This window comes from Pseudomonas benzenivorans, assembly GCF_033547155.1.
Lineage (GTDB): Bacteria > Pseudomonadota > Gammaproteobacteria > Pseudomonadales > Pseudomonadaceae > Aquipseudomonas > Aquipseudomonas benzenivorans_B.
In genome coordinates this window covers 200,222-218,922 of record NZ_CP137892.1, presented here as the reverse complement: position 1 = coordinate 218,922, position 18,701 = coordinate 200,222, and the positions used below count along the sequence as shown (strand labels likewise).

The following is an 18,701-nucleotide window of genomic DNA, read 5'->3' as shown; positions in this document are numbered from 1 at the left end:
CATCCTTTGCATCAGAGGTCCGCGGCAGGTTGCGCCTGCAACGCCGCCAGCAACGCCGCGGCGCTCGCGCCACGGCAATCCACAACAATCTCGGCGCCCGCGGCATGCGCCTGTTCGGCGACCCGCGGGCTGGGTACGAACAAGGGTAGCCGAGCCAGTTCAGGCCAGTGCTCGCCGGCCAGTAGCCGCAAGTGACTGAACCCCTGGCCGCTGCTGATCACCAGGCCATTCAGACGCTCGCCACGGACCCGCCCGATCAAGGTGCCCTCGGGGTAGTCCGGCAGCCGGCGGCGATACAGCGGCAGGTAGTCGACCTGCACGCCCTGCTCGCGCAGACACTCGGCGAGCCATTCGCGCCCGTCCTCGCCCCGCAGGATCAACACCCGCGGGGTTAAGGCCCGGGTCAATGCCTGCTGCAGCTGGGGCAGCGCCAGCAGGCTCTCGCTGTCGTCGCCCCCATCCGGGTGGTAAACCCGCAGACCGTAGTCGGCGAGGATCTCGGCGGTGGCCGCCCCGACGCCGAACCAGGGCTGCTCGGCCAGCGGTTGCGGCCAGTAGCGGTCGAGCAATTCCAGGCCGAGCCGGGCGGCCGGTTTGCTCACCGCGATCACCGCGCTGTAGCGGTCCAGATCGAGGATGGTCGCGCGCTGCTCGGCGGTCTCGGCCAGCGCCTCGATCGCCAGCAGCGGCAGGCTGCTGCTGTGGATGCCCCGGGTCGCCAGCGTCGCCGCCAGCGCCGGGCATTCCTCGGCCGGCCGGGTCAGCAGCAGGCGCCAGGTATTCACTCGGCGTCGGCCTCGCCGTAGATCGCCTGCAGGATCGCCGCCGCCCCCTGGGCCAGCAGGGCTTCGGCGACCTGCACGCCGAGTTGCTCGGCCGCCGTTTCCGGCGCTCGGCCTTCCGCGCGCAGCAGCAGGCCACCGTCCGGCTGGCCGACCAGGCCGCGCAGCCACAGCTGCCCGCCTTCGCGCACCGCGTAACAGGCGATCGGCACCTGGCAGCCGCCATTGAGGCGCTTGTTCAACGCACGCTCGGCCGTCACCCGCAGGGCGGTGTCGACGTGGTGCAGGGGCGCCAGCAGGGCATGGATCTCGCTGTCGGCGCTGCGGCATTCGATGCCCACCGCGCCCTGCCCGCCCGCCGGCAGGCTGTCCTCGACGCTGATCGAGGAGCGGATGCGATCGGCGAAGCCGAGGCGGATCAGGCCGGCGGCGGCGAGGATGATGGCGTCGTACTCGCCGGCATCGAGCTTGGCCAGGCGGGTATTGACGTTGCCGCGCAGGAACTGGATCTTCAGGTCGGGCCGGCGGGCCAGCAACTGGGCCTGGCGGCGCAGGCTGGAGGTGCCGACCACGCTGCCGGCCGGCAGCGCGTCGAGACTGGCGAAGCGGTTGGAGACGAAGGCATCGCGCGGGTCTTCACGCTCGCAGATGCAGTACAGGCCCAGGCCCTCGGGGAAGTCCATCGGCACGTCCTTCATCGAGTGCACGGCGATGTCGGCCTGGCCTTCGAGCAGCGCGGTCTCCAGTTCCTTGACGAACAGGCCCTTGCCGCCGATCTTCGCCAGCGGCGCGTCGAGCAGCTTGTCGCCGCGGCTGACCATCGGCACCAGGCTGACCCTGAGTCCCGGATGGGCCTGCTCCAGGCGGGCCTTGACGTGTTCGGCCTGCCACAGGGCCAGGGCGCTTTTTCGGGTGGCGATGCGAATTTCGCGGGACATGGGCAATTCCAGAATACGAACCGCCGGGGATGATAACAGGCTGGCCCGCCAAGGGCCTGCGCCGGATGCAAGGCACCCTGCGGCGCCTCTGCACGCCTAGAGACTGTGCATCAGCTTACGCACCCCGGCCACATGCCGGCGGCTGACGACCAGCGCATCGCCATCCAGCCCCTTGAGGTACAGCTGGAAGTGACCGAGGGGAGTACGCTGCAGGCGCTCGATGCGCTCGCGCGCCACCAGGGCGTTGCGGTGGATGCGCACGAAGCGCTCGCCGAACTCGTCCTCCAGCGCCTTCAACGGCTCGTCCAACAGCACCTCGCCGCCCTCGTGGCGCAGCGTCACGTACTTGTGGTCGGCGATGAAGTAGATCACCTGGTCCAGCGGAATCAGCTCGATGCCCTTGCGGGTACGGGCGCTGATATGGCTGCGCGGGCCGCCGCCGGTCTCGGCCGCCGGGCGGGTCAGGGCGGCGAGTTGCACGCGGTTCGGCCGCTCGGCCTTCTTCAATGCCTCGCCAAGGTTCTCCGGGCGCACCGGCTTGACCAGGTAGCCCACCGCGCTGACCTTGAATGCCTCCAGGGCAAATTCGTCGTGGGCGGTGCAGAAGATCACCGCCGGCGGCGCCTCGCGTTCGCACAGCTTGGCCGCAACCTGCAGGCCATCCAGGCCGGGCATGCGGATATCCAGCAACACGATATCCGGCCTCAGGCTGTCGATCAGGGTCAGCGCCTCTTCGCCATTGCTGGCGGCAGGCTCGAGGACTCGATAGCCCTCGAGGTCAGCGACCATCCGGCTAAGACGCTCGCGGGCCAGGGGTTCATCATCGACTATCAGGACATTCATAATGCACCGGCTTCCTGCGTGAGTCTCGCACAAGGATAGCGTAGACAGGTGTAGTGGCGACCGTCACGACGCTCCACGCTGAGGCTGGCCCGGGCTCCGAAAAGCGCCGCGAGGCGCGCATCGATGTTGTTCAGCGCCTGATGGGTGCCGCGCGAGGGTTGCGGTTCGCCCTGTTGCTCATAGGGGTTGCTGACGCACAGCTGGAACACCCCCTCCGCGTAGCTCGCCTCGACCCGTACCAAGCCGCCCTCGATACGCGGCTGGATGCCATAGATCAGGGCGTTCTCCAGCAGCGGCTGCAGGGTCAGCTGGGGAATCGGCAAATCGTTCGGCACCTCGGCCACCTCCCACTGCAACTGTAAGCGCTCGCCGAGCCGGTAGTGCTCGATCGACAAATATCGTTTGGCCAGTGCCAGCTCCTCGCTCCAGGGCACCAGGCTGCCGGGCTTGGCCAGGCTGGCGCGAAACAGATCGGACAGATCCAGCACCGCCTGCTCGGCCTTGTACGGGTCGACGGCCACCAGACTGGCGATGCTGTTCAGGCTGTTGAACAGGAAGTGCGGACGGATCCGCGCCTGCAAGGACTCGATGCGCGCGCGCAACTCGGCCTGCTCCTGCCGCCGCCATTGGCTCTGCAGATAGAAGTAGCGTAGCAGCAGTGCCGACATGATCAGGCTGATCAGCGCATGACGCAGGTACAGGTTGACCTCGCCGTTGTGCGGCAGCGGCCCGCCGAGCTCGTAGTAATCGGCCACCGCGGTGCAGGCCAGGGTCAGGCCGACCACCAGCAGGCAGCACAGCCCACCGGCCAGCGCCGCCCGCAGGCGCGCCAGCCAAGGGCGCAGGCGGCACAGCAGCGCCGCCGACAGCAGCACGATCCACTGCACGAACAGCGAGGTCAGCGCCAGGCGCACCCAGTTGAAGCCGGGCAGCATGGGTTCGGCGAGCACCAGCACCAGCACCAGCAACTCGGCGAGCAGCACCATGCTCAGCAGGGCTTCCGGCTCGCAGAGTTCGGGAACGAAGAAATCGTCGGCCGGGGCCGCGAGGTGCTTGGGGGTAATCCATTGAATAGGCATCGGCGCAGTTTCCGTGTAGCGCCCCCTGGCGGCAAGGCAGCCGGCTCTCAGCGGGCCGAATAAATCGCCGAAATACCCTGCCGACACATGGAACTGTGACCTGGCCAACACTGGTCAGAGCACTCGCGGCAGGGCACCGTCGACGCACGCGCCGCGGCGACTTTGCCCGCGACCCTGTTATTATCGACGGACTTTTTCCGCCACGCAGGCACTACCCGCGGCCTGCATGAATCAGCGCACCAGCCGAGCGAATCCCATGAGCACAGAGAAGACCAACCAATCCTGGGGCGGCCGCTTCAGCGAACCCGTCGACACCTTCGTCGCCCGCTTCACCGCCTCCGTCGAGTTCGACAAGCGCCTGTACCGCCACGACATCATGGGCTCGATCGCCCACGCCAGCATGCTGGCCCAGGTCGGCGTGCTCAGCGACGCCGAGCGCGACAGCATCGTCGACGGCCTCAAGCAGATCCAGGGCGAGATCGAGGCCGGCCAGTTCGACTGGCGCGTCGACCTGGAAGACGTGCACATGAACATCGAGGCCAAGCTCACCGAACGCATCGGCGTCACCGGCAAGAAGCTGCACACCGGTCGCAGCCGCAACGACCAGGTGGCCACCGACATCCGCCTGTGGCTGCGCGACGAGATCGACCTGATCCTGGCCGAGATCACCCGCCTGCAGCAGGGCCTGCTGGAGCAGGCCGAGCGTGAGGCCGAAACCATCATGCCCGGCTTCACCCACCTGCAGACCGCCCAGCCGGTGACCTTCGGCCATCATCTGCTGGCCTGGTTCGAGATGCTCTCGCGCGATCATGAGCGCCTGGTGGATTGCCGCAAGCGCACCAACCGCATGCCGCTCGGCTCGGCGGCCCTGGCCGGCACCACCTACCCCATCGACCGCAGCATCACCTGCCAGTTGCTGGGCTTCGAGGCCGTCTCCGGCAACTCCCTGGACGGCGTGTCGGACCGCGACTTCGCCATCGAATTCTGCGCCGCCGCCTCCCTGGCGATGATGCACCTGTCGCGCTTCTCCGAGGAGCTGGTGCTGTGGACCAGCGCCCAGTTCCAATTCATCGACCTGCCCGACCGCTTCTGCACCGGCTCCTCGATCATGCCGCAGAAGAAGAATCCCGACGTGCCGGAGCTGGTACGCGGCAAGAGCGGCCGGGTGTTCGGCGCCCTCACCGGCCTGCTGACCCTGATGAAGGGCCAGCCGCTGGCCTACAACAAGGACAACCAGGAGGACAAGGAGCCGCTGTTCGACGCCGCCGACACCCTGCGCGACAGCCTGCGCGCCTTCGCCGACATGATCCCGGCACTCAAGCCCAGGCACGCCATCATGCGCGAGGCGGCCCTGCGCGGCTTCTCCACCGCCACCGACCTGGCCGACTACCTGGTGCGCAAGGGCCTGCCCTTCCGCGACTGCCACGAGATCGTCGGCCACGCGGTGAAATACGGCGTGGACAACGGCAAGGACCTGGCCGAGATGAGCCTGGAGGAACTGCGCCAGTTCAGCGATCAGATCGAGCAGGACGTGTTCGCCGTGCTGACCCTGGAAGGCTCGGTGAACGCCCGCGACCATATCGGCGGCACCGCGCCGAACCAGGTGCGTGCGGCGGTCAAGCGCGGCCGCGAGCTGCTCGCCAGCCGCTGAGCCATCATGCTCAGGCGGCCCTCGAAGAGCCGCCTGACCTCAGCCCTTCGCCTTGGCCTGGAGCATCGCCAGGAACGCCGGCATGGCCGCGTCCCGATCGGCGGCAATGCGCTGCACATGGGGGTTCTGCTTGAGCCGGGCGAGCAGCTCGGCGGCCGCCGGGAAGTCGGCCAACAGGTCCAGCTCGAACAGCTTCTTCGCCACCCCGCAGGCCAGGTCGACGCTGTAGAGGAAATAGATATCGGCCAGGCTGTAGCCGTCGCCGGCGACATAGGGGGCGAAACGGCCGTGACGCTTGAGCGCGGCGACCCCGGCCAGCAGCTCGGCCCTGCACCTGGCCTTGGTTTCTTCGCCAATGCGCGTGGCAAAGAAGGCTTGCGGGTAGCCGAGGCGCGCCGGCAGCTCGATATACAGCTCGATCTCGCGCATCAGCGCCCGCACCTGGGCGCGGGCGAAGGGCTCCTCGGGCAGCAGGGCCTTGCCGGCTCCGCAGTCCTCCAGGTAATCGAGAATCGCACTGGTCTCGCTGAGGCAGCCCTGCTCGGTCCCCAGCACCGGCACTTTGCCGCGCGGGCTGATACCGAGGAACGCCTCGCTCTGAGTGGCGTAAACGGTGACTTCCTCGAACGCCAGCCCCTTCTCCAGCAGCACCAGCTTGACCATGTTGTAGTAGTTGCTGACCGCGAATCCATATAACTTGAGCATGGCAACGACCTTCGGCACCGATGATTGGGGCCCTAGGTTTAGCCGATGGGCAGGCCGGCAGCCAGTCACATCGGTTCGGTGAATGGCGCGCCCGGCCCCAGGCTGGCACACTGCAGCCAAACCCCACGGATGAGTCCGCCATGAGCGAAAGCGACGATCACGAAGACGAGGCCTTTGCCGAGACCGCCCTGATCCAGGCCATCGAGAACCAGATCGAAGCCGGCGAGCCGGCGGCGACCCGCGCCACCCTGAACAAGCTGACCCTGGTCGGCTACGAGCGCGAGGAGATCGTCCAACTGATGGCCCTGGTCCTGGCCCACGAGGTCAAGGCCATGCTGCGCGAGGACCGCGCCTTCGACGGCGAGGCCTACGAGCAGGCGCTGCGTGCCCTGCCGGCCTTGCCGGCAGAGACCGACTGAAGTCGCGAGGCCGCGCACGGAGCACTGCCGGCTCGCTACACTGCAAGAAGCCGCGGTCCGATCCAACCGACGCGGGCCACCACCGGGCCAGTCATACGGCCCGACAGATAATCACAAGAACCTGGAGCACTTATGTCCTTTACCCCTGAGTTGGTTGCCGAACTGGAACTCCTCTCGCTGTTCAACCTGGGCAATACCCAGGAGGGCCTCAAGGTTCACCATGTCGCCGCGCCCGAGGCGATCGCCGCGGCCAAACGCCTGCATGCCAAGGGCCTGGTCACCCAGGAAGACGGCGGCTACCTGACCAGCCTCGGCCTGGATGCCGCCGAGCATGCGCAGGGCCTGCTGACCATCCTCAAGGTCGCCGAAACAGCCTGATCCACGACAGGTGCCGAGCCGCCGCTCTCGACCGAGCGACGGCAAGCCGCTGCGCGCCAGCGTCACTGACGGCCCTGGCGTATCGCCTTCGCAGAACCCCGACATGAACCGCAGCCAGGAAATTCGCCCGGACATCGACGACGGCATCGACCGCAAGGTGCTGGGACAGCTGCGCGCGCGCTTCCTCAAGGTCAACGAGGGTCGCCTGCAGCGCGCCATGCAGGCGTTGTCGACACGCCAGCAACTGGTGCTCAAGCTGCTGCCGCTGCTGTTTCACGTCAACCATCCGCTGCTGCCCGGCTATGTCTCGGGCCTGACCCCAGCCGGGGTGTCCGGCTTCGAGCCGGATGACGCGCTGCTCGCCGAGGCCCAGCGCCTGACCCGATCCTTCGCCTACAAGGCGCGCCGCGGCCCGGCCGTGCTGCCGATCCACGGACTGTACCTGATGGGCAGCCTGGGCACCGTGGCCCAGGCCGAGCAGAGCGACATGGACCTGTGGCTGTGTCACGCGCCGGAGCTCGGCGCCGAGGCGCTCGCCGAGCTGGCCAGAAAGTGCGAGCTGCTGGAGGCCTGGGCCGCGACCCAGGGCGCCGAGACGCATTTCTTCCTGGTCGACCCGGCCCGCTTCAGCAGCGGCGAGCGCGAGGCCAAGCTGACCTCCGACGACTGCGGCACCACCCAGCACTACCTGCTGCTCGACGAGTTCTACCGCTCGGCCATCTGGCTGGCCGGGCGCACCCCGCTGTGGTGGCTGGTGCCAGTATACGAGGAGGCGCGTTACCAGGAGTACTGCCACACCCTGCTGAGCAAGCGCTTCATTCGCGCCGATGAGGTGCTCGACCTCGGCCACCTGGCGCACATCCCGCCGGAGGAGTTCATCGGCGCCGGCATGTGGCAGCTGTACAAGGGCATCGAGTCGCCCTACAAGTCGGTACTCAAGCTGCTGCTCACCGAGGTCTACGCCAGCGAACACCCCCAGGTCGAGTGCCTGTCGCTGCGCTTCAAGCAGGCGGTCTATGCCAACCGCCTGGATCTCGACGAGCTGGACCCCTATGTGCTGGTCTACCGGCGCCTGGAGGAATACCTGACGAGCCGCGGCGAAGCCGAGCGCCTGGCCCTGGTGCGGCGCTGCCTGTACCTGAAGGTCAACAAGAAGCTCAGCCGCGCGCCGCGCGCCGCCCCCAGGAGCTGGCAGCGCCTGCTGCTGCAACGCCTGACCGAGGACTGGCAGTGGAGCCAACGCCAGCTGGCGATGCTCGATAGCCGCAGCCAGTGGAAGGTGCGCCAAGTCAGCGCCGAACGGCGCATGCTGGTCAACGAGCTGACTTATAGCTATCGCTTCCTCTCGCAATTCGCCCGCCGCGAGCATGCCGGCAGCTCGCTCAACCGCCGCGACCTCGGCGTGCTCGGCCGGCGCCTGTATGCCGCCTTCGAGCGCAAGGCCGGCAAGGTCGAGTTCATCAACCCGGGCATCGCCCCGGACCTGGGCGAGGACACCCTGACCCTGGTGCACTGCCCCAGCCCGGAAGCCCCCCGACAGAACCAGTGGGCCTTGTTCCACGGCAGCCTCGGCGCCCAGGAATGGGCGGATTTCGCCCCGCTCAAGCGCGCCCGCGAGCTGATCGAGCTGCTCGCCTGGTGTCATCGCAACGGGGTGATCGACAGCGGCACCCGGCTGTCGCTGCACCCCGGCAGCAGCGACCTCAGCGAGTTCGAGCTGGCCAACCTGTTGACCAGCCTGCAACAGGCCCTGCCCCTGCCACTGCCGCCGGTCAGCGAAGAGGCCCTGCTGCGCCCCAGCACGCCGCGCGAAGTACTGCTACTGGTCAATGTCGGCCTCGACCCGCTCAAGCAGCACAGCCAGATGAACCTGCACATGACCAGCGAACGCATCGATGCGCTGGGCTACTCCGGGATGCGCGAAAACCTGATCCTGACCCTCGACCAGGTCAGCCTGAACAGCTGGAACGAGCTGACGGTCCAGCGTTATGCCGGCCCCCACGCCCTGCTCGATTGCCTGCGCGGTCTGCTCAACAGCCTGCCGGCCGATGCCGACAAGCCCAGGCTGCAAGTCCGCTGTTTCTGCCGCAATCGCGCCGCGGCCATTGCCGAGCGGGTCGAGGGGCTGCTGCGCGACATCTTCGAGCACCTCGCCAGCACCCCGCGCAACCGCTACCTGCTGCAGATCCAGCAGCACTACCATGTACTCGAACTGGTTCCCGGGCAGACCCGGCACACCGCCCTGCCCGACCTGCCGGCCCTGCTGGCCCACCTGGGTACGGCGCAAGCGGACTACAGCCCGCTGCATCTGGACCGCAACGCCCTGGAGGGCGAGGATCTGGCGCTGATCCTGCCCCAGGGCAGACCGGCCTGCATCCAGGTGTTCTACCGCCTGCACGAGCAGGACGGGACCGCGGAACTCACCGTGCTCGACGAGCACAACGCCCTGTGGCGCCAGACCCTGCCGTACCATGACGAACAGAGCCTGCTGACACCCTTGCAGCGTTTCCTGCATGCCTGTCTCTACCGGCACAACGCCCTGCTGCCCCTGGACAGCCCGCTACCCGAGGCGCCGCCGGAAATCCTCTACTACCAGGTGTTGCCGGCGCCGCCGCTGCGCCCCCAGCAGCTGGAGCGACGGCCGGCGCCGAGCGCCCCCCTCAGCCACCCGTTCTACGACGTCCAGGCCATCGTCGAGCCGACCACAGGCCAGCGCAACAGCGTCACCCTGTACTGCAATCATCGGGAATTTTCCGAGCTGGAATACCGTGGCGGCCTGTACAGCGCCGTGGCCCGCCACATCCTCGCGCAGCGCCGCACCGGCGAGCGCTACCCCTGCTACATCACCGACCTCGACCTGTCCGCCGTGCTCGGCGACGACCAGGCCCGGACTATTCACTATCTGCGCTACAAGGCCGAGCTGGAAGCGGCACTGAACAGCGCCCTGGAGCGGGCCTGAGTCCGGGACAATCGCCTATGCACCCCATCACCTGGTTGTTTATCGCAGCCCTGTTGGTACCGATCTGCTATGCCTGGCGAATGCGCCGTCGACAACGGCGCGAAGCCTTCATCGGCCAGTACCGCTTCCCCGAGCGGGTACGCCTCAAGCTCGTCGAACGCTACCCGCACCTCAACGCACAACAGGTCCAACAGGTGCTGGACGGACTGCGCGACTATTTCCAGCTGTGCCGCATGGCCGGCCGGCGCCTGGTCGCCATGCCCTCCCAGGCGGTGGACGTGGCCTGGCACGAGTTCATCCTCTACACCCGCCAGTATCGGGACTTCTGCGACGGCGCCCTGGGACGCTTCCTCCACCATACGCCGAACGACGCCATGCCTCATGCCCAGGCGGCCAATGCCGGCATCCGCCGCGCCTGGCAGCTGGCCTGCGCGCGCGAGGGCATTGCCCCGCGCCGGCCCAGTCGCCTGCCCCTGCTGTTCGCCCTGGACGCCGAACTGGGTATCGCCGACGGCTTCATCTATCGCCTGGACTGCGGGGCCACGCCGGGGAGTAGCGGCGCCGCCGGGGCCTACTGCGCCAGCCACATCGGCTGTGGCGGTGGCTGTGCCGGGGCCGGCAGCGACGGCTGTAGCAGTGGCTGCGGGGGCGACTAGGCCTGCCCGAGCCCACTACGCGCGGCTGTACTCCCCGGCCGCTTCGGGCTGGTACTCCACCGCCAGCAAGGCCAGCTTCAACGGCTTGCCACCGGGCCCCGTCCAGTCGATGTGCTGACCGACCGACAGGCCGAGCAAGGCGCTGCCGACCGGAGCGAGGATCGACACCCGGCCCTCGCCGGTGGCGTCCTGCGGGTAGACCAGGGTCAGGTGGTAATCCTTGCCGCTGCCTTCCTCGCGGCAGTGCACCCGCGAGTTCATGGTCACCACCCCCGCCGGCACCTCGTCATGGCCGACCACCTCGGCGCGGTCCAGCTCGGCCTGCAGGGCGACAGCGCCCGCGCCGAAGTCCTCCAGGCTGTCGAGCAGGCGCTCCAGGCGCTGCAGGTCGAGGCGAGTGATGGTGATCGGCGGTGCGCTGTTCATGGCCAGGCGAGATTCCTTAACGGGAGGCAAAAAAAGCAAAACCCCACCAGTGCGGCGGGGTTTTTCGAGTGATTTCAGCCGACCGTAACACAGCCGCGCAAATAAACAAGACCGGGCGGTCAGCGCCTCTGCTGCAAACGTGCCCGGGCCTCATGACAGATCAGTCGGCGGCGCGCATCGTCGGCCGCGCCCCACTCGCGGATCTCCGCCAGCAGGCGGCCGCAGCCCAGGCACATGTCCTGTTCGTCGAGACAGCACTGACGCCGGCACGGCGAGACGACGCCCCCGGGGGCCCGCCCCTCAGAGCTCGTCGAACTCAAGGTCCACGCCCGCCTGATCGAGGGTGATGCGCGCCAGCATCTCGCCGAGCAGCTCGTCGCTGCTGTCGCAGATCCAGCGCTCGCTGCTCGCGTCGTAGTCGAAGTGGAAGCCGCCGGAGCGCGCCGCAACCCACAGCTGGCGGATCGGCTCCTGGCGGCTGAGGATCAGCTGGCTGCCGTTCTCGAAGCGCACGGTCAGCACCCCGCCGGAGTTCTCCAGGTCCAGGTCCAGATCGCTGTCATCGAAGATGTCTTCCACCGCTTGCTGTGCGGCATCGACCAGGTCGTGAAAGCGGGCTTCGGTCAAACTCATTGCGGGTGTCCTCGAAAGATTCAGGCCCATCGGAATAGTGGCCCGGCAACGCGCACCGGGGCGCTGAGGTTGAGACCAGGGTGCGGGCGACTCGCCGGGGGCGCAGATAATGCAGCACCCGCTGCCGGGTGTCTTGTCCATCTGCCGGTCATAAGGATAACCGCCCCCAGGCCAACGCCGCAGTCCGGCACGCCACCGCGACGCTCGCGGGAGGCTCGGCGGGCCCTGTTATCGGCTGCTCGACAGCCAATGGACGACGATCCGTTGCGCACCCGCCGACCGGGCCACAGGCCCCGCTGGATAGCGGCAAAGCCCCGCCGGACGGGATTCCCGGCACATAGGCAAGGCGTCGGGGGGCCGGTATACTCCGGCGCAATCGTGCTTTTTTACAAGGATTTCCCCATGAAGCGGCTGCTTACTGCCTGCATCGCGCTCGTCGCCGTCTCCGCCCTGCTGACCGGCTGCGGCCAGAAAGGCCCGCTGTACCTGCCGGAAGACAGCCCCTCCGCTGCCGAACAAAGCGAATAAGGACGGTCCATGAACGCCTTCAACTACCGCGACGGCGAGCTGTTCGCGGAGGGCGTGGCCTTGTCCGCCATCGCCCAACGCTTCGGCACGCCCACCTACGTCTACTCGCGCGCCCACATCGAAGCCCAGTACCACGCCTACGCCGACGCCCTGACCGGCATGCCCCATCTGGTCTGCTTCGCGGTCAAGGCCAACTCCAACCTGGGCGTGCTCAATACCCTGGCACGCCTCGGCGCGGGCTTCGACATCGTCTCGCGCGGCGAGCTGGAGCGGGTCCTGGCCGCCGGCGGCGCGCCTGCCAAGATCGTCTTCTCCGGGGTCGGCAAGACCCGCGACGACATGCGCCGCGCCCTGCAAGTGGGCGTGCACTGCTTCAACGTCGAGTCCACCGACGAGCTGGAGCGCCTGCAGCAGGTGGCCGCCGAGCTGGGCGTCAAGGCGCCGGTGTCCTTGCGGGTCAACCCGGACGTCGATGCCGGCACCCACCCCTACATCTCCACCGGCCTGAAGGAAAACAAGTTCGGCATCGCCATCGCCGATGCCGAGGCGGTGTACGCCCGCGCCGCCGCGCTGACGAACCTGGAGGTGGTCGGCGTCGACTGCCATATCGGCTCGCAGCTGACCAGCCTGCCGCCCTTCCTCGACGCCCTCGAGCGCCTGCTGGGGCTGATCGACCGCCTGGCCGAGCGCGGCATCCGCATCCGCCACCTGGACCTGGGCGGCGGCCTCGGCGTGCAGTACCGCGACGAGCAGCCACCGCTGGCCGGCGACTACATCGCCGCCGTGCGCGAGCGCATCGCCGGCCGTGAGCTGGCCCTGGTGTTCGAGCCGGGCCGTTCCATCGTCGCCAACGCCGGCGTGCTGCTGACCCGCGTGGAGTACCTCAAGCACACCGAACACAAGGACTTCGCCATAGTCGATGCGGCGATGAACGACCTGATCCGCCCGGCCCTGTACCAGGCCTGGATGGACGTGGTGGCGGTGCAGCCGCGCGACGGCGCGGCGCGCGCCTACGACATAGTCGGGCCGATCTGCGAGACCGGCGACTTCCTGGCCAAGGAACGCGAGCTGGCCCTGGCCGAGGGCGACCTGCTGGCGGTGCGCTCGGCCGGCGCCTACGGCTTCGTCATGAGCTCCAACTACAACACCCGCGGCCGCGCCGCCGAGGTGATGGTCGACGGCGAACAGGCCTTCGAGGTGCGCCGGCGCGAGACCCTCGACGAACTCTTCGCGGGCGAAAGCCGCCTGCCGGAGTGACCTCGATGCTATTGCGCTTTACCAAGATGCACGGCCTGGGCAACGACTTCATGGTCCTCGACCTGGTCAGCCAGCACGCCCACATCCAGCCGAAGAACGCCAAGCAGTGGGGCGATCGCCACACCGGCATCGGCTTCGACCAGCTGCTGATCGTCGAGCCGCCGAGCAACCCGGACGTGGACTTCCGCTACCGCATCTTCAATGCCGACGGCTCCGAGGTGGAGCAGTGCGGCAACGGAGCGCGCTGCTTCGCCCGCTTCGTGCTGGACAAGCGCCTGACGGTGAAGAAGCAGATCCGTGTCGAGACCAAGGGCGGCATCATCGAACTGGATGTGCGCAGCGACGGCCAGGTGCGGGTCAACATGGGCGCGCCACGCCTGGCGCCGCAGCAGATTCCCTTCCAGGCCGACTACGAGGCGCTGAGCTACCCGGTGCAGGTGGACGGGCAGAGCGTCGAGCTGGCCGCCCTGTCCATGGGCAACCCGCATGCGGTGCTGCGGGTGGACAGCGTCGACCACGCGCCGGTGCATGAGCTGGGGCCGAAGCTGGAGCATCACCCGCGCTTCCCGCAGCGGGTCAACGTCGGCTTCCTCCAGGTCATCGACCGCCAACGTGCCAGACTGCGCGTCTGGGAACGCGGCGCCGGCGAGACCCAGGCCTGCGGTACCGGCGCCTGCGCCGCGGCGGTGGCGGCGATTCGCCAGGGCTGGATGGATTCGCCGGTGCAGCTGGAGCTGCCCGGCGGGCGCCTGACCATCGAGTGGGCAGGTGCGGATCGGCCCGTTATGATGACCGGACCCGCCGTGCGCGTGTTCGAAGGACAGGTTCGCCTATGACCGACCAGCAGGATTCGCCCAAGCCCCTCGATTCGGAGACGGTCGCCGCCTATCTGCGCCTGCATCCGGAATTCTTCATCGACCACGACGAACTGATCCCCGACCTGCGCATCCCGCATCAACGCGGCGATACCGTGTCGCTGGTCGAGCGCCAGGTCAAGCTGCTGCGCGAACGCAACATCGAGATGCGTCACCGCCTGTCGCAGCTGATGGACGTGGCCCGGGAGAACGACCGGCTGTTCGACAAGACCCGCCGCCTGGTGCTCGACCTGCTCGACGCGGCCAGCCTGGAAGAGGTGGTCGGCGCCGTGGAGGACAGCCTGCGCCGCGAGTTCCAGGTGCCCTTCGTCAGCCTGATCCTGTTCAGCGAAACGCCGCTGCCGGTCGGTCGCTCGGTCAGCAGCGCCGAGGCGCACCAGGCCATCGGCGGCCTGCTGGCCGGCGGCAAGACCATCAGCGGCGTGCTGCGCAAGCACGAACTGACCTTCCTGTTCGGCGCCAAAGACGCCGAGCAGGTCGGCTCGGCCGCCGTGGTGGCCCTGTCGCACCAGGGCCTGCACGGCGTGCTGGCGATCGGCAGCGCCGACCCGCAGCACTACAAGAGTTCCCTCGGCACCCTGTTCCTCGGCTATGTCGCCGAGGTCCTGGCCCGCGTGCTGCCGCGCTTCGCCACGCCGCTGCGCTCGGTGCGCTAGCTAGCCCGCGCCCGGTGCGGGGTCGCTGCCACCCAGGTCCAGCCCCACGAGAACCCAGCATGAAGCTCAGCAGCACCACGCCCATCCTGCGGATATTCGACGAGGCCAAGGCCCGCGCCTTCTACCTCGACTTCCTCGGCTTCCGGGTCGACTGGCAGCACCGCTTCGAGCCGGGCCTGCCCCTGTACCTGCAGATTTCCCGGAGCGGCTGCGTGCTGCACCTCTCCGAGCATCACGGCGATTGCTGTCCCGGCGCGGCGCTGCGCATCGAAACCGACGACGTGCAGGCGCTGCAACAGGAGCTGCTGGCCAAGGACTATGGCTTTGCCCGCCCGGGCATCGAACAGATGCCCTGGGGCAGCTGCGACATGCCGATCTGCGACCCCTTCGGCAATCGACTGATATTCACCAGCTCGGTCGGCGGCTGAGCCGCCCTGTCGGGAGCCACCATGCAGAGCCACCTCGACGCCTACCTCGAGCACCTGCGCAGCGAGCGCCAGCTCTCCGCCCATACCCTGGACGGCTATCGCCGCGACCTGGCCAAACTGCTGGCCTTCTGCGAGGCCGAGGGCGTGCCGGACTGGAATGCCCTGCAAAGCCGCCCGCTGCGCCGCCTGGTGGCCCAGTTGCACCAGCAGGGCCAGTCCGGCCGCAGCCTGGCACGCCTGCTCTCGGCGGTGCGCGGCCTGTATCGCTACCTGATCCGCGAGGGCCTGGCCCGGCACGACCCGGCCAGCGGCCTCAGCCCGCCGAAGGGCGAGCGCCGCCTGCCCAGGGCCCTGGACGCCGACCGCGCGGCACAACTGCTCGACGGCGCGGTGGAGGACGACTTCCTTGCCCGCCGCGACCAGGCCATGCTCGAGCTGTTCTACTCCTCGGGCCTGCGCCTGGCGGAACTGGTGGGCCTGGACCTCGACGGCCTCGACCTGCCAGCCGGCCTGGTGCGGGTGCGCGGCAAGGGCAACAAGACCCGCGAGCTGCCGGTTGGGCGCCTGGCCCGCCAGGCGCTGGAGGCCTGGCTGCCGCTGCGCGCCCTGGCCCGCCCGGCCGACGGCGCGGTGTTCGTCGGCCAGCAGGGCCGCCGCCTCGGTCCACGGGCGGTGCAGCTGCGCGTGCGCCAGGCCGGCGTGCGCGAACTGGGCCAGCACCTGCACCCGCACATGCTGCGCCACAGCTTCGCCAGCCACCTGCTGGAGTCCTCCCAGGACCTGCGCGCGGTGCAGGAGCTGCTCGGCCACGCCGACATCGCCACCACCCAGGTCTACACCCACCTGGACTTCCAACACCTGGCCACGGTGTATGACCGCGCCCACCCCCGGGCCAAACGCAAAGGCACTACGGAATGACCATCGAACTGATCACCTTCGACCTCGACGACACCCTGTGGGACGTCACCCCGGTGATGCAGGACGCCGAGGCCGCACTGCGCAACTGGCTGAGTCTGCACGCCCCGCGCCTGGGCGCCATGCCGGTGGACCACCTGTGGACCATTCGCGCCGGCCTGCTGCAGGCCGAGCCCATGCTCAAGCACCGCCTGAGCGAACTGCGCCGGCGCATCCTGCTCAATGCCCTGGAAGGCGCCGGCTATCCCCGGGACGAGGCCCAGGCCCTGGCCGAGTGCGGCTTTCAGGTGTTTCTCGCCGCACGCCACCAGGTCGAGCTGTTCGCCGAGGTGCACCCGACCCTGGAGACCCTGGCCGAGCGCTTCCAGCTCGGGGTGATCACCAACGGCAACGCCGACGTGCGCCGCCTGGGCCTGGCCGACTACTTCCAGTTCGCCCTGTGCGCCGAGGAGCTGGGCGTCGGCAAGCCGGACCCCAAGCCCTTCCTCGAGGCCCTGGCCCGGGCCGGGGTGGCCGCCGAGCGCGCCGTGCACATCGGCGACCACCCCAGCGACGACATCGCCGGCGCCCAGGCCGCCGGCCTGCGGGCGATCTGGTTCAACCCCCAGGGCAAGGCCTGGGACGGCGGCAAAGTCGCCGATGCCGAGATCCGCAGCCTGGCCGAGTTGCCGGCGCTGCTGGAGCGCTGGGCCTAGCGCCCGGCGAATCGCCGCCAACAAAAAGCCCGCCTAATGGCGGGCTTTTTGTTGGGGCAAGCGCACCTCAGATGGGGCGGCTGCCATATTTGCTGTCCGGCTTCTTGGGCGGGTCGGAGACCACATTGGGCTCGACCTCCTGCACCTTGCCGCCGCGCGCGAGAAATTCTTCCATGGCGCGCGCCAGGGCATCGCGCTCCTTCTGCTTGGCTTCGACGCTCGGCAGCTCCTCGGCATCGGCGGCCTTGGTCTTGGCCTTGCTCTTGCCTTTGGCTACGACCTCGCCATCGCCCTCATCGTCGCCGTCGTTGTCGCCACTGTCGGCTGCGGCCAGCTCCTCGCCGTCGTCCTCATCGGCTCCGTCCAGCTCGTCTTGTTCCAGATCTTCGTCGCTCATGTTCAACCTCATGACTTGCGAAAAGCAGATTAGTTATAGCCCAGCTGCGTACTCTATCGTACACCGCCGGAAAAAATTCAAATGCCCCTACGCGACGGCGTCGCGCGCACTGCATCGGCTCGGGCAGGCCGCTACGCAGACGCAAGCGGGCTCAACGGCGGGCATTCTAGCGCGCTGCCAGAAAAAACAAAGGGCGCCCTAGGGCGCCCTCATGCCAAACCCGTCCAATCAGGATTTGGTGAACTCCGGGTAGGCCTCCATGCCGCACTCGGCCAGGTCCACACCCTCGTACTCCTCTTCCTCGCTGACCCGCAGGCCGATCACCGCCTTGATGATCGACCAGACGATCAGGCTGCAGGCGAACACCCAGGCGAATATGCAGGCGATGCCCAGCAGCTGGGCGCCCAGGCTGGCGTCGGGATTGGTCAGGCACACCGCCAGCAGGCCCCAGATGCCGACCACGCCGTGCACCGAGATGGCACCGACCGGGTCGTCGAGCTTGAGCTTGTCCAGGGCCAGGATGGAGAACACCACCAGCACGCCACCGACACCGCCGATCAGGGTCGCCTGCATCGCGCCGGGGGTCAGCGGTTCGGCGGTGATGGCCACCAGGCCGGCCAGGGCACCGTTGAGGGCCATGGTCAGGTCGGACTTGCCGAACAGGATGCGCGCCACGATCATCGCCGCGATCAGGCCGCCGGCGGCAGCCATGTTGGTGTTGACGAACACCTGGGCGACCGCGTTGGCGTCCTCTATGGTGCTCATCTTCAGCTGCGAGCCGCCGTTGAAGCCGAACCAGCCCATCCACAGGATGAAGGCACCCAGGGTGGCGATCGGCAGGTTGCAGCCGGGGATCGCGTTGACCTGACCGTTAGCGCCGTACTTGCCCTTGCGCGCACCGAGCAGCAGCACCCCGGCCAGGGCGGCGGAGGCGCCGGCCATGTGCACCACGCCGGAGCCGGCGAAGTCGAGGAAACCGGCCTCGTTGAGGAAGCCCGAGCCCCACTTCCAGAAACCCTGCACCGGGTAGATGAAGCCAGTCATGACCACCGCGAAGGCGAGGAAGGCCCACAGCTTCATGCGCTCGGCCACCGCGCCGGAGACGATCGACATGCAGGTCGCGGCGAACACCACCTGGAAGAAGAAGTCGGAGCGGGCCGCGTAGTAAGGGGCATCGTCACCGCCGCCCAGCACCGCGTCCACGCTGTTCTCGTCGCCGAGCAGGAAGCCCAGGCTCGGCAGGATGCCGCCCTCGGGGCTCGAGTACATGATGTGGTAGCCGATCACCAGGTACATGACGCTGGCCACCGCGTACAGGGCGATGTTCTTGGTGAGGATCTCGGTGGTGTTCTTGGCGCGCACCAGGCCCGCCTCGAGCATGGCGAAACCCGCCGCCATCCACATCACCAGGGCCCCGCAGATCAGGAAGTAGAAGGTATCGAAACCGTACTGCAATGCAGTCAATGCTGTGTTGTCCATGG

The 18,701-nt window shown here is 68.1% G+C and carries 22 protein-coding genes; 12 read left to right on the top strand and 10 right to left on the bottom strand.

All coding sequences use genetic code 11. From position 1 onward, the window contains the following. Positions 1 to 11 precede the first annotated feature (11 nt). From SBP02_RS01045 to SBP02_RS01030, 4 genes are all read right to left on the bottom strand, one after another. Positions 12 to 785, bottom strand: a complete 774-nt coding sequence (locus tag SBP02_RS01045; protein ID WP_318644568.1) for a uroporphyrinogen-III synthase — start codon at positions 783 to 785, stop codon at positions 12 to 14. Further along, positions 782 to 1,720 (bottom strand): hydroxymethylbilane synthase, encoded by a 939-nt coding sequence (hemC, locus tag SBP02_RS01040; protein WP_318644567.1) that lies wholly within the window; start codon positions 1,718 to 1,720, stop codon positions 782 to 784. The genes SBP02_RS01045 and hemC overlap by 4 nt, the downstream gene beginning before the upstream one ends. A 96-nt stretch (positions 1,721 to 1,816) precedes the next feature. Continuing rightward, entirely contained in the window at positions 1,817 to 2,563 is a 747-nt protein-coding gene (locus SBP02_RS01035; protein WP_318644566.1) for a LytR/AlgR family response regulator transcription factor, read from the bottom strand. Continuing rightward, positions 2,560 to 3,642: a sensor histidine kinase gene (locus SBP02_RS01030; RefSeq protein ID WP_318644565.1), complete on the bottom strand. Its 1,083-nt coding sequence runs from the start codon at positions 3,640 to 3,642 to the stop codon at positions 2,560 to 2,562. Before SBP02_RS01030 ends, SBP02_RS01035 begins: the two co-directional genes overlap by 4 nt. Positions 3,643 to 3,898: 256 nt before the next feature. Here SBP02_RS01030 and argH point away from each other — a divergent pair, with 256 nt between their 5' ends. Next, positions 3,899 to 5,293, top strand: coding sequence for an argininosuccinate lyase (gene argH, locus SBP02_RS01025; protein WP_318644564.1), 1,395 nt, complete (start codon positions 3,899 to 3,901; stop codon positions 5,291 to 5,293). 39 nt (positions 5,294 to 5,332) lie between these two features. Here argH and SBP02_RS01020 read toward each other — a convergent pair whose 3' ends face one another. Next, entirely contained in the window at positions 5,333 to 5,998 is a 666-nt protein-coding gene (locus SBP02_RS01020) for a glutathione S-transferase family protein (protein WP_318644563.1), read from the bottom strand. A 140-nt stretch (positions 5,999 to 6,138) separates the two neighbouring features. On the opposite strand from SBP02_RS01020, the gene SBP02_RS01015 reads away from it, so the two are divergent. From SBP02_RS01015 to SBP02_RS01000, 4 genes are all read left to right on the top strand, one after another. Continuing rightward, positions 6,139 to 6,417 carry a hypothetical protein gene (locus SBP02_RS01015; protein ID WP_318644562.1) on the top strand — a complete coding sequence of 93 codons (279 nt, stop codon included), beginning with the start codon at positions 6,139 to 6,141 and terminating at the stop codon, positions 6,415 to 6,417. Positions 6,418 to 6,549: 132 nt separating this feature from the next. Beyond that, a complete protein-coding gene (locus SBP02_RS01010) occupies positions 6,550 to 6,795 on the top strand; it encodes a TIGR02647 family protein (RefSeq protein WP_318644561.1) in 246 nt (81 codons plus the stop codon). A gap of 103 nt (positions 6,796 to 6,898) precedes the next feature. Further along, on the top strand, positions 6,899 to 9,754 hold the full coding sequence (locus tag SBP02_RS01005) for a class I adenylate cyclase (RefSeq protein ID WP_318644560.1): 2,856 nt from the start codon (positions 6,899 to 6,901) through the stop codon (positions 9,752 to 9,754). A 17-nt stretch (positions 9,755 to 9,771) separates the two neighbouring features. After that, positions 9,772 to 10,410: a glycine-rich domain-containing protein gene (locus tag SBP02_RS01000; protein ID WP_318644559.1), complete on the top strand. Its 639-nt coding sequence runs from the start codon at positions 9,772 to 9,774 to the stop codon at positions 10,408 to 10,410. Between the two features lie 15 nt (positions 10,411 to 10,425). Here the strand turns inward: SBP02_RS01000 and rnk are convergent, their stop codons facing one another. The 3 genes from rnk to cyaY all read right to left on the bottom strand — a co-directional run bounded on the left by rnk (position 10,426) and on the right by cyaY (position 11,469). Further along, the gene (gene rnk / locus SBP02_RS00995) at positions 10,426 to 10,836 is read right to left on the bottom strand and encodes a nucleoside diphosphate kinase regulator (protein WP_318644558.1); all 411 of its coding nucleotides are present in this window, start codon (positions 10,834 to 10,836) and stop codon (positions 10,426 to 10,428) included. Positions 10,837 to 10,955: 119 nt separating this feature from the next. After that, positions 10,956 to 11,156 (bottom strand): DUF1289 domain-containing protein, encoded by a 201-nt coding sequence (locus SBP02_RS00990; RefSeq protein ID WP_318644557.1) that lies wholly within the window; start codon positions 11,154 to 11,156, stop codon positions 10,956 to 10,958. Next, positions 11,137 to 11,469, bottom strand: a complete 333-nt coding sequence (cyaY, locus tag SBP02_RS00985) for an iron donor protein CyaY (protein WP_318644556.1) — start codon at positions 11,467 to 11,469, stop codon at positions 11,137 to 11,139. The genes SBP02_RS00990 and cyaY overlap by 20 nt, the downstream gene beginning before the upstream one ends. Before the next feature lie 402 nt (positions 11,470 to 11,871). Between cyaY and lptM the strand changes: the two genes are divergently transcribed. The 7 genes from lptM to SBP02_RS00950 are packed head-to-tail and all read left to right on the top strand — an operon-like array spanning position 11,872 to position 16,823. After that, the gene (lptM, locus tag SBP02_RS00980) at positions 11,872 to 11,997 is read left to right on the top strand and encodes an LPS translocon maturation chaperone LptM (protein ID WP_318644555.1); all 126 of its coding nucleotides are present in this window, start codon (positions 11,872 to 11,874) and stop codon (positions 11,995 to 11,997) included. Between the two features lie 9 nt (positions 11,998 to 12,006). Continuing rightward, on the top strand, positions 12,007 to 13,254 hold the full coding sequence (lysA, locus tag SBP02_RS00975; RefSeq protein WP_318644554.1) for a diaminopimelate decarboxylase: 1,248 nt from the start codon (positions 12,007 to 12,009) through the stop codon (positions 13,252 to 13,254). 5 nt (positions 13,255 to 13,259) lie between these two features. Then, the gene (gene dapF, locus SBP02_RS00970) at positions 13,260 to 14,090 is read left to right on the top strand and encodes a diaminopimelate epimerase (RefSeq protein WP_318644553.1); all 831 of its coding nucleotides are present in this window, start codon (positions 13,260 to 13,262) and stop codon (positions 14,088 to 14,090) included. Beyond that, a complete protein-coding gene (locus SBP02_RS00965; protein WP_318644552.1) occupies positions 14,087 to 14,785 on the top strand; it encodes a DUF484 family protein in 699 nt (232 codons plus the stop codon). The genes dapF and SBP02_RS00965 overlap by 4 nt, the downstream gene beginning before the upstream one ends. 59 nt (positions 14,786 to 14,844) lie before the next feature. Next, the gene (locus SBP02_RS00960; RefSeq protein ID WP_318644551.1) at positions 14,845 to 15,213 is read left to right on the top strand and encodes a glyoxalase superfamily protein; all 369 of its coding nucleotides are present in this window, start codon (positions 14,845 to 14,847) and stop codon (positions 15,211 to 15,213) included. A 21-nt stretch (positions 15,214 to 15,234) separates the two neighbouring features. Further along, complete coding sequence (gene xerC / locus SBP02_RS00955) at positions 15,235 to 16,131, top strand: tyrosine recombinase XerC (protein ID WP_318644550.1); 897 nt, start codon at positions 15,235 to 15,237, stop codon at positions 16,129 to 16,131. Then, positions 16,128 to 16,823: an HAD family hydrolase gene (locus tag SBP02_RS00950; RefSeq protein ID WP_318644549.1), complete on the top strand. Its 696-nt coding sequence runs from the start codon at positions 16,128 to 16,130 to the stop codon at positions 16,821 to 16,823. The genes xerC and SBP02_RS00950 overlap by 4 nt, the downstream gene beginning before the upstream one ends. Positions 16,824 to 16,890: 67 nt before the next feature. Here the strand turns inward: SBP02_RS00950 and sutA are convergent, their stop codons facing one another. Both sutA and SBP02_RS00940 read right to left on the bottom strand, forming a co-directional pair. Further along, entirely contained in the window at positions 16,891 to 17,220 is a 330-nt protein-coding gene (gene sutA, locus SBP02_RS00945) for a transcriptional regulator SutA (protein ID WP_318644548.1), read from the bottom strand. Positions 17,221 to 17,448: 228 nt separating this feature from the next. Next, the gene (locus tag SBP02_RS00940) at positions 17,449 to 18,699 is read right to left on the bottom strand and encodes an ammonium transporter (protein ID WP_318644547.1); all 1,251 of its coding nucleotides are present in this window, start codon (positions 18,697 to 18,699) and stop codon (positions 17,449 to 17,451) included. Between the last annotated feature and the right edge of the window lie 2 nt (positions 18,700 to 18,701).

Bases quoted from the DNA above. Each gene is read 5' to 3' on its own strand.
- hemC (WP_318644567.1), bottom strand. From the start codon at position 1,720: ATGTCCCGCGAAATTCGCATCGCCACCCGAAAAAGCGCCCTGGCCCTG.
- SBP02_RS01035 (WP_318644566.1), bottom strand. From the start codon at position 2,563: ATGAATGTCCTGATAGTCGATGATGAACCCCTGGCCCGCGAGCGTCTT.
- SBP02_RS01030 (WP_318644565.1), bottom strand. From the start codon at position 3,642: ATGCCTATTCAATGGATTACCCCCAAGCACCTCGCGGCCCCGGCCGAC.
- argH (WP_318644564.1), top strand. From the start codon at position 3,899: ATGAGCACAGAGAAGACCAACCAATCCTGGGGCGGCCGCTTCAGCGAA.
- SBP02_RS01020 (WP_318644563.1), bottom strand. From the start codon at position 5,998: ATGCTCAAGTTATATGGATTCGCGGTCAGCAACTACTACAACATGGTC.
- SBP02_RS01015 (WP_318644562.1), top strand. From the start codon at position 6,139: ATGAGCGAAAGCGACGATCACGAAGACGAGGCCTTTGCCGAGACCGCC.
- SBP02_RS01010 (WP_318644561.1), top strand. From the start codon at position 6,550: ATGTCCTTTACCCCTGAGTTGGTTGCCGAACTGGAACTCCTCTCGCTG.
- SBP02_RS01005 (WP_318644560.1), top strand. From the start codon at position 6,899: ATGAACCGCAGCCAGGAAATTCGCCCGGACATCGACGACGGCATCGAC.
- SBP02_RS01000 (WP_318644559.1), top strand. From the start codon at position 9,772: ATGCACCCCATCACCTGGTTGTTTATCGCAGCCCTGTTGGTACCGATC.
- rnk (WP_318644558.1), bottom strand. From the start codon at position 10,836: ATGAACAGCGCACCGCCGATCACCATCACTCGCCTCGACCTGCAGCGC.
- cyaY (WP_318644556.1), bottom strand. From the start codon at position 11,469: ATGAGTTTGACCGAAGCCCGCTTTCACGACCTGGTCGATGCCGCACAG.
- lptM (WP_318644555.1), top strand. From the start codon at position 11,872: ATGAAGCGGCTGCTTACTGCCTGCATCGCGCTCGTCGCCGTCTCCGCC.
- lysA (WP_318644554.1), top strand. From the start codon at position 12,007: ATGAACGCCTTCAACTACCGCGACGGCGAGCTGTTCGCGGAGGGCGTG.
- dapF (WP_318644553.1), top strand. From the start codon at position 13,260: ATGCTATTGCGCTTTACCAAGATGCACGGCCTGGGCAACGACTTCATG.
- SBP02_RS00965 (WP_318644552.1), top strand. From the start codon at position 14,087: ATGACCGACCAGCAGGATTCGCCCAAGCCCCTCGATTCGGAGACGGTC.
- SBP02_RS00960 (WP_318644551.1), top strand. From the start codon at position 14,845: ATGAAGCTCAGCAGCACCACGCCCATCCTGCGGATATTCGACGAGGCC.
- xerC (WP_318644550.1), top strand. From the start codon at position 15,235: ATGCAGAGCCACCTCGACGCCTACCTCGAGCACCTGCGCAGCGAGCGC.
- SBP02_RS00950 (WP_318644549.1), top strand. From the start codon at position 16,128: ATGACCATCGAACTGATCACCTTCGACCTCGACGACACCCTGTGGGAC.
- sutA (WP_318644548.1), bottom strand. From the start codon at position 17,220: ATGAGCGACGAAGATCTGGAACAAGACGAGCTGGACGGAGCCGATGAG.
- SBP02_RS00940 (WP_318644547.1), bottom strand. From the start codon at position 18,699: ATGGACAACACAGCATTGACTGCATTGCAGTACGGTTTCGATACCTTC.